The 14,165-nt window shown below is 73.4% G+C and carries 13 protein-coding genes; 7 read left to right on the plus strand and 6 right to left on the minus strand.

The annotated features are described in order from the left end of the window. Nucleotides 1-155: 155 nt before the first annotated feature. Nucleotides 156-1,847, plus strand: a complete 1,692-nt coding sequence (locus IE332_RS38120; protein WP_189925924.1) for a putative Ig domain-containing protein — start codon at nt 156-158, stop codon at nt 1,845-1,847. 176 nt (nt 1,848-2,023) lie between these two features. Next, nucleotides 2,024-2,458, plus strand: coding sequence for a hypothetical protein (locus IE332_RS38125; RefSeq protein ID WP_189925899.1), 435 nt, complete (start codon nt 2,024-2,026; stop codon nt 2,456-2,458). A gap of 36 nt (nt 2,459-2,494) precedes the next feature. On the opposite strand, the gene IE332_RS38130 is transcribed toward IE332_RS38125, so the two are convergent. Beyond that, the gene (locus tag IE332_RS38130) at nt 2,495-3,307 is read right to left on the minus strand and encodes an NAD-dependent epimerase/dehydratase family protein (protein WP_189925901.1); all 813 of its coding nucleotides are present in this window, start codon (nt 3,305-3,307) and stop codon (nt 2,495-2,497) included. A gap of 356 nt (nt 3,308-3,663) precedes the next feature. Between IE332_RS38130 and IE332_RS38135 the strand changes: the two genes are divergently transcribed. After that, a complete protein-coding gene (locus IE332_RS38135; protein WP_229929244.1) occupies nt 3,664-4,221 on the plus strand; it encodes an RICIN domain-containing protein in 558 nt (185 codons plus the stop codon). A gap of 338 nt (nt 4,222-4,559) precedes the next feature. Continuing rightward, nucleotides 4,560-5,117, plus strand: a complete 558-nt coding sequence (locus IE332_RS38140; RefSeq protein WP_189925906.1) for a YceI family protein — start codon at nt 4,560-4,562, stop codon at nt 5,115-5,117. Between the two features lie 134 nt (nt 5,118-5,251). On the opposite strand, the gene IE332_RS38145 is transcribed toward IE332_RS38140, so the two are convergent. The 4 genes from IE332_RS38145 to IE332_RS38160 form a co-directional block, all read right to left on the minus strand. Next, a complete protein-coding gene (locus tag IE332_RS38145) occupies nt 5,252-6,073 on the minus strand; it encodes a hypothetical protein (protein WP_189925908.1) in 822 nt (273 codons plus the stop codon). A 73-nt stretch (nt 6,074-6,146) separates the two neighbouring features. After that, nucleotides 6,147-6,992 (minus strand): hypothetical protein, encoded by an 846-nt coding sequence (locus IE332_RS38150; protein ID WP_189925910.1) that lies wholly within the window; start codon nt 6,990-6,992, stop codon nt 6,147-6,149. A gap of 396 nt (nt 6,993-7,388) precedes the next feature. Next, nucleotides 7,389-8,642 carry an RNA-guided endonuclease InsQ/TnpB family protein gene (locus tag IE332_RS38155; RefSeq protein ID WP_189925912.1) on the minus strand — a complete coding sequence of 418 codons (1,254 nt, stop codon included), beginning with the start codon at nt 8,640-8,642 and terminating at the stop codon, nt 7,389-7,391. Between the two features lie 580 nt (nt 8,643-9,222). After that, on the minus strand, nt 9,223-9,816 hold the full coding sequence (locus tag IE332_RS38160) for an isochorismatase family protein (RefSeq protein WP_189925913.1): 594 nt from the start codon (nt 9,814-9,816) through the stop codon (nt 9,223-9,225). 349 nt (nt 9,817-10,165) lie between these two features. On the opposite strand from IE332_RS38160, the gene IE332_RS38165 reads away from it, so the two are divergent. After that, nucleotides 10,166-10,837 carry a DUF4097 family beta strand repeat-containing protein gene (locus tag IE332_RS38165; protein WP_189925914.1) on the plus strand — a complete coding sequence of 224 codons (672 nt, stop codon included), beginning with the start codon at nt 10,166-10,168 and terminating at the stop codon, nt 10,835-10,837. 38 nt (nt 10,838-10,875) lie between these two features. Further along, entirely contained in the window at nt 10,876-12,000 is a 1,125-nt protein-coding gene (locus IE332_RS38170; RefSeq protein ID WP_189925916.1) for a serine hydrolase domain-containing protein, read from the plus strand. Between the two features lie 103 nt (nt 12,001-12,103). Here the strand turns inward: IE332_RS38170 and IE332_RS38175 are convergent, their stop codons facing one another. After that, a complete protein-coding gene (locus tag IE332_RS38175) occupies nt 12,104-12,634 on the minus strand; it encodes a MarR family winged helix-turn-helix transcriptional regulator (protein WP_189925918.1) in 531 nt (176 codons plus the stop codon). A 107-nt stretch (nt 12,635-12,741) separates the two neighbouring features. On the opposite strand from IE332_RS38175, the gene IE332_RS38180 reads away from it, so the two are divergent. Beyond that, nucleotides 12,742-13,632, plus strand: coding sequence for an NAD-dependent epimerase/dehydratase family protein (locus IE332_RS38180; RefSeq protein WP_189925920.1), 891 nt, complete (start codon nt 12,742-12,744; stop codon nt 13,630-13,632). Nucleotides 13,633-14,165 lie beyond the last annotated feature (533 nt).

Genomic DNA, 14,165 nt, shown 5'->3' on the forward strand with positions numbered 1-14,165 from the left:
CCGCTCCCCGTACGGGACCCGGAGCCGGAAAGCCGCGCGCGTGAGCCGAGCGCGCAGGCCATGCACGTCTGTTCCTCCTCCCCACACAAGGAGTTTGACGCATGCTCAGGATCGACAGGGGCACCAGGATCCACAGCGGTGCCCGACCGGTCGCCATGGCGGCGGCCGCCGTCGTGCTGGCCGCGGTGACCGGCAGCGGTGTGCTGCCCGCGGCCGCCGCCACGGGCAGCACCGCCGCCCCGGCCACCGCCGCCCCGGCCGCCGGCCCGGCGAAGCACCGGGTGCTGTTCGACGCGAGCCACGCCGAGACCGCCGGAAACGCGGACTGGGTGATCAGCACCAGCCAGCCCGACCCGCTGGCGGAGAACGCCGACCCGCAGACGGAGACGGACTGGACCGGGGCGATCTCGGCCTGGGGCGTCGCGCTGCAGAAGACCGGCAACTACAGCCTGAAGACGCTGCCGGCCGGGAACACCATCACCTACGGCACGGGCGGGGCGCTGGACCTGGCGAACTTCGACGAGTTCGTGCTGCCGGAGCCGAACATCCGGCTCACCGACGCCGAGAAGACCGCGCTGATGCTGTTCGTGCAGAACGGCGGCGGCCTCTTCCTGATCTCCGACCACACCAAGAGCGACCGCAACAACGACGGCTGGGACTCCCCGGCCATCATCAACGACCTGCTGACCACCAACTCGGTGAACAGCAACGACCCGTTCGGGTTCTCGGTCGACCTGCTGAACATCCAGACCGACAACCCGCGGGCGATCAGCGACAGCACCGACCCGGTGCTCAACGGCCCCTTCGGGACGGTGACCGGCTCGATCCTGCGCAACGGCACCACCTTCACCCTCAACCCCGCCGACAACCCGTCGGTCAAGGGCCTGGTCTACCGGACCGGCTCCAGCGGCAACACCGGCGCCTTCTTCGCGACCAGCGGCTTCGGCAAGGGCCGGGTGGCCATCTGGGGCGACAGCTCGACCATCGACGACGGCACCGGCTCGCCGGGCAACACGCTCTTCGACGGCTGGGACGACCCCGCGGGCACCGACGCGGCGCTGGCACTGAACGCGACCCAGTGGCTGGCCGGCGGCGGCACCGGAGGCACCAGCGGCACGGTCAGCGTGACCAACCCGGGCGCCCAGTCGACGGCGGCGGGCTCCGCCGCCTCGCTGCAGCCGACCGCGAACGACACCGCGGGCGGCACCCTGACCTGGTCGGCCGGCGGCCTGCCGGCCGGACTGTCGATCAACGCCGCGACCGGGCTGATCAGCGGCACCCCGACCACCGCCGGGACCTCCTCGGTCACCGTCACCGCCACCGACTCCACCGGCGTCAGCGGCACCGCCGCCTTCACCTGGACGGTGACCCCGACCGGCGGCACCGGCTGCACGGCGGCCCAACTGCTCGGCAACCCCGGCTTCGAGACCGGCACCGCCGCGCCCTGGACCGCCTCCAGCGGCGTGGTCAGCAACTCCGGCAGCGAGAGCGCGCACACCGGCAACTGGAACGCCTGGCTGGACGGCTACGGCTCGCCCACCACCGACACCCTCTCCCAGACCGTCACCCTGCCGGCCGGCTGCACCAGCTACAAGCTGACCTACTGGCTGCACATCGACACCGCGGAGACCACCACCACGACCGCCTACGACAAGCTGGTCCTCACCGCCAACGGCACCACCCTGGCCGGCTACTCCAACCTCGACCACAACACCGGCTACACCCAGAAGACCGTCGACCTGTCGGCCTACGCCGGTACGTCGGTCACCCTGACCTTCACCGGCACCGAGGGCTCCCAGAAGCAGACCTCGTTCGTCATCGACGACACCGCCCTGAACGTCAGCTGACGCCGAGCGACGCGGGCCTCCGGGACCCGTCCCGGAGGCCCGCGTCCCGCTGTCGACGGCCTTCGCCCCCGGTCCGTCCCCCCACTCCGTTCCCCCCGGTCCGGCGGGCCGGGCTGCGGGCCCCTACGCTGGCGCCGGGCATCCGGCCCGCCGCGCACAGACCCCGGGGGGACCGCGTGATACGCGTACAGCAGCGCAGCCACACCCTGATCGCCTGGCCCTGGAGCGTCATGCGCTGGGCGCAGGTGCCCGAAGGGCTCGACTTCACCCTGTACGACGTCGTCCAGCCGACGGTCCGCGGCGTCGACGTCCCCGGTACCCCGCAGGACGCCGCCCGCTGGAAGACGGCCCACGACGCCTACCAGGACCTGCTGCGCCACGCCGAGAGCACCGTGCGCCACGCCCACGGGGTGCGCAGCAGGCCCGGGTTGATGGTGGACGTCCGCACGGTGCGCCTGCGCCGCTACGACCTGCTGCCCGGCCGCAAGGCCCGCTCCCGGCGGCTGTTCGCCGAGTGCCGGGCCCTGATGCGGGCGGCCGAGGAGGCCTACCGGCCGGTCCTCGAGGAGATCGAGGCCCGCCTCGCGCACACCCCCGACGGCCCGGCCTGAGGCGGTCCTTGTCCCTTACCCTGTCCTCGCCTCCGTTCAGCGACCGGTCTGGGTGAACCGGCCGCCGAGGTAGCGGAACTCCGGGTCGTCGGCCGGGAGTTCGCCGAGCTCGGCGAGCAGCTCGGCGGCGTAGTCCTCGGCGTCGTCCAGCGGCTGGTAGCCGAGCGCCCGGGCCGAGGAGAGGTCCCACCAGGCCCTGGTGTTGGCGGAGATGCCGTACGCCACGGTGTGGCCGTCCACCGGACCGGTGAGCGCGGCGTGCACCAGCCGGGCGCAGTCGCCCGGGCTCAGCCAGGTGCCGAGCATCCGGACGCCGCGGGGCGCGGGGGTGAAGGAGCCGATCCGCAGCGAGACCGTCTCCAGGCCGTGCCGGTCGGCGTACAGCGAGGCCAGGTTCTCGCCGAAGCACTTGGAGAGCCCGTAGTAGGTGTCGGGCCGCTGCGGGGTGTCCACCGGCACGGTGCCGCCGTCGGCGGGCCGCTCGGTGAAGCCCACCGCGTGGTTGCTGCTGGCGTTCACGATCCGCCGCACGCCCGCCGCCCGGGCGGCGTCGTAGAGCCGGTAGGTGCCGTCGATGTTGGCGGCCAGGATGTCGGCGAACGGCGCCTCCCCGGGGATCCCCGCCAGGTGCACCACGGCGTCGACGCCCTCCATCGCCGCCGCGAGCGCCTCCGCGTCCCGCAGTTCGGCGGTGATCGCCCCGGGCTCGCCCGGCACCGGCAGCCGGTCGAAGGACCGCAGCCGGTACCCGTAGGCGGGCAGCAACTCCCGCAGGCAGGTCCCGATCCGGCCGGCAGCACCGGTGAGCAGGACCAGAGCGGGCTGGTCGGGCTTCTGTCGCGTCTCCATGGATGTCCCCCGCGGGCTCGTCGAACGGTCAGGCCGGATCCGGCGCCGTGTGACGATACCTGACGGATCACCAGTTCTCACTCCGGTATCCCGAGCCCCGTACGTTCCCACCCGCACCACCGCCGCCGGCGGCCGGCGGTGGGGGCGGCCGGGTGGAAGTGTCGGGCGAACGTCGGGTCAACGTCGTGGCCGGGGGTGTCCGGCGGCGGTGAGGATGAGCCCTGTCAGCCGGTCGGTCGGCTGGCACGGCGAGCGTCGTGAGACCCGTACCGCCGGAACGCCCGTGGGGCTCGGGCCCCGGATCGCGCACGGTGCTCCGTCCGTTCGTCCGTTCCCTCATGTCACGAGGAGCTCCCATGCGTAAGCAGATCTGCACCGGCCTCGGAATCCTGGCCCTGGTCACGGCCGCCCTCGGCGCGGGAGCCGGGTCGGCCTCGGCTGCCACCGGTGGCCCGAGCGCGAAGCCCGCCGCGGTCCGCGGCCTGGCCGCCCTGAACTACGTGGGCCAGTACCGGTTCCACAGCAACTACAACGGCAAGTGCCTGGACGCGGACCTGAACACCATCGGCGCCAACGGCACCAAGGTCCAGCTCTGGGACTGCAACGGCTGGACCAACCAGAACTGGACGATCTGGACGGACGGCAACATCGACTACATCCAGAGCAACTACAGCGGCCGCTACCTCGACGCGGACCTCAACACGATCGGCGCCAACGGCACCAAGGTCCAGCTGTGGGACTTCAACGGCTGGACCAACCAGCGCTGGAACGCCGCCAGTTACGGGTGGGTCAACGGCTACAACGGCCGGGTCCTGGACGCTGACCTGAACACCATCGGTGCCAACGGCACCAAGGTCCAGCTCTGGGACAGCAACAGCTGGAGCAACCAGGGCTGGTGGCTCGAGGCGATCTGACCCTCCCGGGTCGCTCCGGGCAGCCTGCCCCACCAGGACCTGCCCGGAGGCGGTGGCGCCGGCTCACCCGAGCCGGTGCCACCGCCGCTTCGGTGCCACCGCCGCTTCGGTGCCGCCGCCGCTTCGGCGCCGACGGGCACGGTTGGGCGGGGCCCGGGGCCCGGGGTCCGGCAGCGGGCAGACAAGATCACGATTCAGGCCGGCTGCGGGCCGGTCGGGGTGGACTCGGCCGGCGTTCCGCGCGTTCGGCGGCGGTGGGGGCGGGTCGCGGCCTAGCGTGGCGGGGGAACGATCCGGGCGGCGGGCCGTCGTCGGGATCCCGACCTTACGGAGGCACCTTGACCACGTCCACCGACCTCGCCGAGCTCACCGGGGACTACGTCCTCGACCCCGCCCACACCCGGATCGGCTTCGTCGCCCGCCACGCGATGGTGACCAAGGTCCGCGGCGCGTTCCACCAGTTCGAGGGCACCGCCCACCTGGACGGGGCCGATCCGGCCGGCTCCACCGGCCAGGTGGTGATCAAGAGCGAGAGCATCGACACCGGCGTCGAGCAGCGCGACCAGCACCTGCGCGCCAACGACTTCCTCGACGCCCCCAACTTCCCCGAGATCACCTTCCGCAGCAGCAAGGTCGAGTCGCTCTCCGACACCGAGTACCGCGTCACCGGCGACCTCACCATCAAGGACACCACCAAGCCGGTCTCCATCGACTTCGAGTACACCGGCAACGCCGTCGACCCGTACGGCAACCTGCGGGTGGGGCTGGAGGGTTCGGTGACCATCTCCCGCAAGGAGTTCGGCGTGACCTGGAACGCGGCGCTGGAGGGCGGCGGCGTCCTGGTCGGCGACAAGGTCGTCCTGGAGTTCGACATCTCCGCGATCAAGCAGGGTTAGCGGCGTCCCGCGGGTGCGGGGCCGCCGGTCCGCGGCCCCGCACCCGCGGGGTTCCGGGGCACCGCCCCGCCCGGCCCGACTCGCGGGGCGACCTTGCGGGGCGACCTTGTGGGCACGGCCCGGACCGGGCGGTCTCAGGCGCAGCGGTAGGTGAAGGAGGCGTCGGCGCTGCGGGTGCCGGGGGCGATGAGCTGCAGGGTGGCGGTGGCCTGGAGCGAGCCCTGGCCCTCGAAGCTCCAGCACAGCACCAGGTCGGTGCGGTGCGCGCCGGAGCGCACGTCCTGGACGAGCTCGTCCGAGGTGGTGCCGTCGCTGCGCAGCCAGCGGTAACGCAGGGTGCCGGAACCGCCGTTGGTCTCCACGGCGGCGGTGACCACCGCGGTGCCCGCGCAGCCGGGGCCCGCCGGGTCGGTGGTCACGGTGACGCCGGTGACGGCCAGGGCCGGGGTGCGCAGGTGGCGCCAGAACAGGAAGGCCGCGAGGGCCAGGAGGACGGCGACCAGCGGTACCAGCCACCGCCGCACCCGGCGGGGCGGCCGGGGCCGCCCGCTCTCCGGCACCGTCTCGCCGTGCCAGGCGGCGGCGGCCCGGGGCGGGACGCCGGGGCCGAAGCGGCGCAACTCGCCTGGGGCGAGGGGGCGTTCCTCCGGCGGGGCGGAGCCGGCGGATACGGATACGGATGCGGCGGCGGATGTGGCGGGGCCGGTCGTCGGCGCGGGGTCGGCGAGGGTGGCGGTCTCCCCGCTCGGCGCCGCACCGCCCCAGACGCGGGGGTCGAGGAAGGTCGCGCTCTCCGCCTCCTCGGCCTCGGCGGGCGCTGCCGCCCCGCGGGGCAGCCGGACGGTCTCCTCTCCCGGGCGTGGGCCCGAGCGCGGGCCCGGGCCCACGCCGGCGCCGAGCACGACGGTCTCCGCCGCGCCCGGTTCGGGAGCGGAGTCGGGGCGGGGCGTGGACATGTGGCTTCTCCAGGGCGGGGCGGGGCAGGGCGGGACGGGAACAGGCGTCAGGGCAAGCGGAGTTGACGGTACGTCAGCGCGGCGGGTCGCAGAGGAAGGCGGCCGTCTCGGCGGACGTCTTGCCCGGCTTGGCCGCGGCCGGGGTGGTGCCGACCCGTACGCCCCAGGTGGTGAAGTTGTCGGCCGAGCCGAAGTCGTGGGCGCGGGTGACGGTGGCGGTGCCGTTCTGGACCGGCACGGTGTCGGTCGCGACGGTGACCGCGCGGCCGCCCGAGCTGTGGTACCAGCTGAACGTCAGCGTCCCGCTGCCGGTGCCCTGGGCGGTCACCGTGACCGTGGCAGTCAGGCTCCAACGTCCGCTGCACGTCAGTGAGTTCAGGTTGACCGAGCTCACCGTCAGGGTGGCGGGGGCGACCGTCGGGCTCGGGCTGGGGCTCGGGCCCGGCGGGGCGGTGACGGGGGCCGACGCGGCCGTGGTGGGGGCCGGTACGGCGGGGGCGGACGGTGCCGGGGGCCGGCCGGGGGAGGAGGGGGCCGGGCCGGCCGGTGCGGTGGAGGCCCCGGTGGTCGGCGCGCCGGTGGCGGTCGGGGTGGCGCCGGGCGTGCTCGGGGTGGCCGTGGGCGTGGCCGTCGGGGCGGACGGTGTCGGGCCGGCCGTGGTGCTGTCGCCGCTCGGGGCAGGGGAGGTGCCGCCGCCGGTCGGCTGCGGCGGGCCGAGGGAGGTGGTCGCCTCCGGGGAGGCGGCGCCGACGACGGTGTGGCCGCCGCCGTCGGTGGCCCCCGCGACCGCCAGGCCGGCCAGTGTGGCCAGGGTGAGGGCACCGGCGGCGACACCGGTGAGCGCCTTGCCCCGGTTGCGGAGGAGCGCGCCGCGGCCGGCCGGGTCCCGGCGCGGGGCCCCCGGGGCCGGGTCCGCCACGGCACCGAGCGCGCCACCGAGCGCGCCGGTCGCGCCCTGCGAACCGAGCGCGCCCTGAGGCCCGAGGGAGCTGTGGGCCAGCGAGGTGGAGCCGCCGACCGCGCCGGCACCGGGCAGCAGGCCCGCCAGCAGGGCGAGCAGAGCCAGCAGGTCGAGGCGGCCCCGCTCCTCCCAGCGCGGCCCGTAACCGGTCGTCGCGACCGCCTCCAGCTCGCGGACGAACGCGGCCGCGCTGTCGGGACGGGCCCCGGGGTCCTTGGCCAGACCCGCCAGGATCAGCGGCCGGACGAGGTCGGGCGCCAGGTCGGCGGGGATCGGCGCCTCGGCGTGCTGGACAGCGAGTTCGGCGATCGTGACCCCGTCGTAGGGGCGGGCACCGTTGACATCCTCCCCGTCCTAGCGGACGGGGATTCCTCCCGCGCCCGTGGCACGGATGCCCGTGCGTGGCGGGTCGCCGAGGTGGGTTCCCCGTTCGACGGGCCGTGCCTGGCGTGGGATCGCCACGCCGGGTCTTGCCGGCCCTCCAGGGGCGTTTAGCCTGTCCGCCTGCCCGGCGGCCAGGATGTTGCGAGCAGCATTGAGGTCCCGGTCATGCAGCACGCCACACGCACCACAGGCCCACTCGCGGATCGCGAGGGGTTTGGGGCCGTCACGGTGCCCGCATTCCGAGCAGAGCTGGGAGGACGGGAACGCACGGTGCACGATGCCGACGGCGCGCCCGTACCGGGCCGCTTTCTCTTCGAGCAGGCGCCGGAAGGTGGACCATCCGGCGTCGTGGACGGACTTGGCGAGTCGGCCACGGGCGAGGCCGCGCACGTTCAGGTCCTCCAGGTATACCGCTTGGGTTTCGCGGATGATCCTGGTGGTCTGCTTGTGCAGCCAGTCCATGCGGGTGTCGGCGACCTTGGCGTGTGCTTTGGCGACCTTGATGCGGGCCTTGGCCCGGTTCTTGCTGCCTTTGGTCTTGCGGGACAGTTCCCGCTGCGCGGCCTTGAGCTTCTTCTCGGCCTTGCGGAGGAAGCGCGGGTTGTCGATGACGCGGCCGTCGGAGAGGACGGCGTAGGTGGTCAGTCCGAGGTCGATGCCGACCTCGGCATCGACCTCGGGCAGGTGCTCGGGTTCGACGTCCACGACGAAGCTGACGTGGTACCTGCCGGCCGGGTCGAGAATCACCGTCGCGGACGACGGGTCCGCGGGCAGTGCCCGCGACCACTTGACCCGCACGTCGCCGATCTTCGCCAGGTTCAGCTTCCCGTTGCCCCGGATGCGGAACCCGTTGCGGGTGTAGCGCAGCGTTTGCCGAGCGTCGCGCTTCGACTTGAACCGGGGCAGGCCGACCGGGCGCCCCTGCCGCTTGCCGGACACCGAGTCGAAGAAGTTCCGGTACGCGGTGTCCAGATCCCGAAGGGACTGGATCAGCGGATCGACGCCGACCGAAGCGAGCCACGCCCGTTCAGCGGTCTTCTTCGCCCCGGTGATCACCAGCTTCTGCAGATCCGCGCTCCCGGGGTACGGCCGCCCGGCCTTCCGGGCCTCCTTCCGTACCGCGAGAGCGTCGTTGTGCACCACCCGGGCACACCCGAACGTCCGGGCCAGCAAAGCGCGCTGACCAGCCGTCGGGTAGATGCGATACGAGTACCGAAGGTGCACACGATCAACCTACCGACAGGCACTGACAACGCCTCACATCAGAACCTCCGGAGATCACCCCGCCGCTACGCGGCTCCGAACCAAGCCCCCGTTCCTCCCCGGCCCGAAGGCCGGGGCATCCTGGGAGATCCAAGGTGAAGGTGGCGGCGTAGACGGTCCCCGGCCGGGGACACCGGGCGGCCCGCCCACTGCTCGGGCGGCATGTAGGCGGGGGTGCCGGAGACGTCGTGCTCGTCGCCGTCCTCGACCGGCGGTATCGGAGCGTCCTCGGTCGGCGGTGCGGGGGAGTCCTCGCCCCCGCCGGGTCTGTCGCCCTGCTGCGTCCGGTCGTCCATGTGTCCGGTGCTCCCTGCTCCTGTCGTGCCCGCCGTCCCCGGCCGCCGGCCGTGCCGATGCGGACGCGCCGTGCCTGCCGGCGCGGCACCCTACGGCACGACGACCGACGACGAGGACGCACCCCGTGGACAGCGGGTTCCCGGCCCCCGGGGGCGGCCGGTCGCGGCACCGGTGCTTCGCACAGCGTGCCAACCATTCGGCGGCGCCCCGGCCCGGCCGGGCAGCAGGGCAGTGGGGCAGCCGGTCAGGCGAGGACGACGGGGTTGCCGGTGAGGTGGACGCCGGCCTGGCGCAGTTCGTGGAGGGCCGCGGTGGTGGTGTCGGTGGCGACGCCCGCGGTGTAGTCGAGCAGGACGCGGACGGTGAAACCGGCCCGTGCGCCGTCGAGGGCGGTGGCCTTGACGCAGTGGTCGGTGGCGATGCCGACGACGTCGAGGTCGCTGACGTCCCGGGCGCGCAGCCAGTCGGCGAGCGGGGTGCCGGCCGCGGTGAAGCCTTCGAAGCCGCTCTTGGAGGCGGAGTGGGCGCCCTTGTAGAAGACCTCGTCGACGGCCTCGGACGCGGCGGTGGGGGCGAAGTGCGGGTGGAACTCGCTGCCGTCGCTGCCGGCGACGCAGTGCACGGGGAAGGAGTCGCGGAAGTCCGGGTGGTCGGAGAAGTGCCCGCCGGGGTCGAGGTGGTGGTCGCGGGTGGCGACGATGTGCGCGTACTTGCTGCCGGCGCCGCGCCGGGCGAGGCCGGCGATGGCGCGGGCCCGGTCGGCTCCGCCCTTGACCGGGACGCTGCCGCCCTCGCAGAAGTCCTTCTGTACGTCGACGACGATCAGTGCGCGGCGCATGGTGTGGCCCTTTCCGGCGGGGGATCCGTGTCCCTGATCCCGTGTCCCTGATCCGTGCCCGCCGGCGGCAGGGCGGTCGCGTTCCGGGGGCGCGGTTCACCCGGCCGCCGGGTCCCGGGGCGCGCCGTGTCGCCCCCGTTGCCTCCGCGTAGCGTTCACCGTCAGTCCATTGCAATGGAACGGTAGCTGTCGTTGCGTTAGATTTACGCTCGCTGCAACGATTTAAGGCCGATGACCTGCTGTGATGTCAATTTCTCGCAACGAGTTGCTTGTTGAGATTTGGAAAGCAACGTAGCTTTTCCGTTGTCGGAAACACGAAGCGCAAGTCCGCAGGAGCAGGAGAGAGATCATGCAGAAGTTCGACACCACCGCCCCGATCACCGCGGCCCTGGACCTCCCGGCGGGCCTGATCCGGTTCGTCGCCGACGAGCGGAGCGACACCACGGTCGAGGTCCTCCCGGCGGACGCCTCGAAGAGCCGCGACGTGAAGGCGGCCGAGCAGATCCGGGTCGCCTACGCCGACGGTCTGCTGCGGATCGAGGCCCCGGCGGCGAAGAGCCGGATCCTCGGCGACTCCGGGCGGGTCGAGGTGACCGTCCGACTGCCCGCCGGCTCCCGCGTCGAGGCGAAGGCCGCCCTCGCCGAACTGCACGGCGCCGGCCGCCTCGGCGACGTCACCTTCGAAGGCGCGCAGGCCACGGTCACGCTGGAGGAGACCGCGGGCGCCCGTCTCACCGTCCAGGCCGGCGACATCCACCTCGGCCGCCTGAACGGCCCGGCGCAGCTCAGCACCCGGAAGGGGAACCTGCGGATCGACGAGGCCACCGGCGGCACCCTGGCGCTGCGCACCGAGCACGGCGACATCTCGGTCGTCGCCGCCCGCGGCGTCTCGGCCACCCTCGACGCCGGCACCTCCTACGGCCGGGTCCGCAACGCCCTGACCAACACCGAGGGCGTCGCCGTCGGCCTGGCCGTCACCGCGACCACCGCCTACGGCGACATCACCGCCCGCAGCCTCTGAGCACCACCGCGCACACCCACCACGAGACAGGAATCATCATGAGCGAGTCCCTGAACACCGTCGAGCGCCCCGTCGGCCCCGACCGTCCCGAACTGCAGCGGGCCATCGAGGAGTTCGTCGCCGCCGGCTTCGCCGGGATACAGCTGCGGGTCAACGACGAGCACGGCGAATGGACCGGCAGCGCCGGGGTGCGCGACCTCGGCGAGAGCGCCAAGCCGGCGACGGACGGGCGGTTCTGGGCGGGCAGCGTCGTCAAGACCTTCACCGCGACCGCGGTGCTGCAACTGGTGGCCGAGGAACGGATCGGCCTGGACAGCCCGGTGGCCGAGCACCTGCCCGAACTCGGGCTGGACGAGCGGATCACGGTGCGGATGCTGCTGCGGCACACCAGCGGGCTGTTCAACTACACCGGCGAGTACTACGAGGACGGGACGGTCGTGCCGGGCATCCCCGCCACCGGCAAGGACTGGGTGGACAACCGGCTGCGCGCCTACCGGCCGCAGGAGCTGGTCGAGTTGGCGCTGTCCAAGCCGGCGCGGTTCGAACCGGGAGCGGGCTTCAGCTACTCCAACACCAACTACACGCTGGCCGCGCTGCTGATCGAGCGGGTCGCCGGCCGCCCGTACGGCGAGGAGATGGGCCGGCGGATCCTGGAGCCGCTCGGACTGCGGGACACCGTCCTGGCGGGCGATGTCACGGACCTGCCCGAGCCGCACGCCCACGGCTACTACCGCTACCAGGACGGCGACGAGTGGAAGGCCGTCGACGTCTCCCGCCAGAACCTCTCCATGCTGCTCGGCGCCGGCGGCATGATCTCGACCACCCGGGACCTCCACACCTTCGTCTCCGCGCTGAACGCCGGCACGCTCCTGCCGGCGCCGCTGCTGGCCGAGATGCGCACGCCGCACGGCGAACTCGGTTACGGCTTCGGGCTGTTCGTGCAGGACCTGGGCCCGGACCGCGGCACCGTCTACCACCACAACGGCGGCGCGCCGGGCGGCTACGGGGCGCTGATGTACAGCTCGCCGGACGGCCGCAGGACCCTGACCGCCGGACTGACCACCGGGGACGCCGAGATGAACCCCGCGGAGGTGTTCCCGGTGGCCCTGGACAGGCTCGTCAAGGCGGTGTTCACCGTCCACGGCCCGGCGGCCGGCGCGTAGCGGACGGTCCTGCGGCCCCGCCCGGAGCCCGTGTCCGGCGGGGGCGCCGCCCTGAGGCTGCTGTCCGGAGGCTGCTGCCCGGCGGGGTCATCGACCGGCGGGGTCACCGCCCGGCGGGGTCCCCGGTGTGGTCGCCGAGGGTGAGCAGGACGCGGCGCAGCAGGCCGGCGAGCTGGTCGCGTTCGTCGGCGGTGAGCCCGGCGAGCTGGTGCTCCTCGCCGGTGAGGTGGTGCTCGACGAGGCGGTTGGCCAGTTCCCGGCCGGTGTCGGTCAGGGAGATCAGCACCCGGCGGCGGTGGGCGGGGTCGACGGCCCGCTCGACCAGGCCCTTCTGTTCGAGGTGGTCGATGCGGTTGGTGAGCGCCGCGGAGCTGACCATCGCGGCCGAGCTGAGCTCGCCGGCGGTGAGGACGTGCGGGGCGCCGGAGCGCAGCAGGGTGGCCAGGACGTCGAACTCCCAGGGTTCGATGCCGTGGACGGTCAGGTTCTCCTTGATCCCGCGCTCCAGCAGGCGCGAGGCGCGGGAGATGCGGCCGATCACGGCCATGGGGGAGGTGTCCAGGTCGGGGCGGACCGCACGCCACTGTGCGGTGATGCGGTCGACACCGTCGTGCTGCGGCTGCTGTTCCGTCATGCCCCGGAGTCTAACATTTCGATGTGGAAATGTTTGACATCGCGGATCGAGCTTGCCTATAATTTCGACATCGAAATTTTCGACACCTTCGACATGGGGGAACCGTCATGAAGGTCCTGCTCACCGGCGCCACCGGCTACATCGGCTCCGCCGTCACCGAACACCTCGTCGCCGCCGGCCACCAGGTCGTCGCGCTCACCCGCAGCGCCGAGCCCCAGCCCGGCCGGGCCTGGCACGCCCAGCTGGTCGGCGACACCGCCGACCCGGCCTCGCTGGCCGGCGCCGTCACCCCGGACATCGAGGCCGTGATCCACCTGGCGCCCCCGAGCGGCGACGCCGACGTCGACACCGCCGTCATCGAAGCCCTCGCCACCCCACTGCGCGGCACCGGCCGCCCCCTCGTCTACACCAGCGGCGTCTGGGTGCTCGGCGCCACCGGCGAGGCCCAGGAGGTCGGCGAGCAGGCCCCGACCAACCCGATCGACATCGTCGGCTACCGCCCGCGGATCGAGCAGCGAGTCCTGGCCGAGGCCGGCGAGGGCGTGCGCGCGGTCGTCGTCCGGCCCGGCATCGTGTACGGCCGCGGCGGCGGCATCCCCGCCATCCTGGTCGACCGGGCCCGCACGCAGGGGGCACCCGAGTACTACGGCGAGAAGGACGTGCGCTGGCCCACCGTCCACGTCGACGACCTCGCCGACCTGTTCGTCACCGCCGTCGAGCGGGCCGAGGCCGGCACCGTCTGGCACGGCGTCGGCGAATCCGCCGTCCCGGTCCGCGACCTCGCCCGGGCCGCCGGCCACGCCGCCGGAGTACCCGCCGACCCGCACCCGGTGCCGGTGGACCAGGCCGCCGAGGTCTTCGGCCCGCTCTTCGCCGACGCGCTCGCCCTCGACCAGAGCGTCAGCGGCGCCGCCGCCCGTACCGCCCTCGACTGGCAGCCGACCCGGCCGGGCGTGGTCGCCGAGCTGGAGTCGGGCTCCTACCGGCAGGCCGACTGACCACCCGTACCCCCACCGCACCCCCCACCCGGTCGGCCCGGGGGCACACCAGCCCCCGGGCCGGCGCGGGGCGCGCGGGCCCGCACGGGGGTGTCGGGCAGGGACGGGAAGAGCAGGCCGGCGAGTGGCACCCCGGGTGGCCGGAGCCCGTCGGCCGGACGGCTGCCTTGCCCCCCACGACGGCGTCGCCCACCGGCACGACGGCCGCTGCGCCCACGGTTTGCGGGCGGAGGGCAGCCTCCTCTAGGCGAAGTCGAGGAGGCGGCCCCCCGGGTTTCCTCAGGGTGCGGCGAGCGTAACCCGGGCCACTGACAACAGCCCCGGCCGTCGGCCCGGCGCACGAAGCTCGACGGGGGCGCGGTGACCGTTCTCGACGTGGCGTGAGGCGTCGACCGTGAGCCCCCGGCCCACCTCGGCCGGGGGCTCACGTCGTCGTGGGCCGCGCCGATGTCCTCCGGTCGTCTGCCGGTCGGGTCAGACACCCCATGACGTTTGAGGTCAAGCGGCATGGAGGTCTGCGTGGTGGGACCAGG

It is taken from the genome of Kitasatospora xanthocidica (assembly GCF_014656195.1).
Taxonomy (GTDB): Bacteria; Actinomycetota; Actinomycetes; order Streptomycetales; family Streptomycetaceae; genus Kitasatospora; species Kitasatospora xanthocidica.

Bases quoted from the DNA above. Each gene is read 5' to 3' on its own strand.
- IE332_RS38120 (WP_189925924.1), top strand. From the start codon at position 156: ATGGCGGCGGCCGCCGTCGTGCTGGCCGCGGTGACCGGCAGCGGTGTG.
- IE332_RS38130 (WP_189925901.1), bottom strand. From the start codon at position 3,307: ATGGAGACGCGACAGAAGCCCGACCAGCCCGCTCTGGTCCTGCTCACC.
- IE332_RS38135 (WP_229929244.1), top strand. From the start codon at position 3,664: ATGCGTAAGCAGATCTGCACCGGCCTCGGAATCCTGGCCCTGGTCACG.
- IE332_RS38145 (WP_189925908.1), bottom strand. From the start codon at position 6,073: ATGTCCACGCCCCGCCCCGACTCCGCTCCCGAACCGGGCGCGGCGGAG.
- IE332_RS38160 (WP_189925913.1), bottom strand. From the start codon at position 9,816: ATGCGCCGCGCACTGATCGTCGTCGACGTACAGAAGGACTTCTGCGAG.
- IE332_RS38165 (WP_189925914.1), top strand. From the start codon at position 10,166: ATGCAGAAGTTCGACACCACCGCCCCGATCACCGCGGCCCTGGACCTC.
- IE332_RS38170 (WP_189925916.1), top strand. From the start codon at position 10,876: ATGAGCGAGTCCCTGAACACCGTCGAGCGCCCCGTCGGCCCCGACCGT.
- IE332_RS38175 (WP_189925918.1), bottom strand. From the start codon at position 12,634: ATGACGGAACAGCAGCCGCAGCACGACGGTGTCGACCGCATCACCGCA.
- IE332_RS38180 (WP_189925920.1), top strand. From the start codon at position 12,742: ATGAAGGTCCTGCTCACCGGCGCCACCGGCTACATCGGCTCCGCCGTC.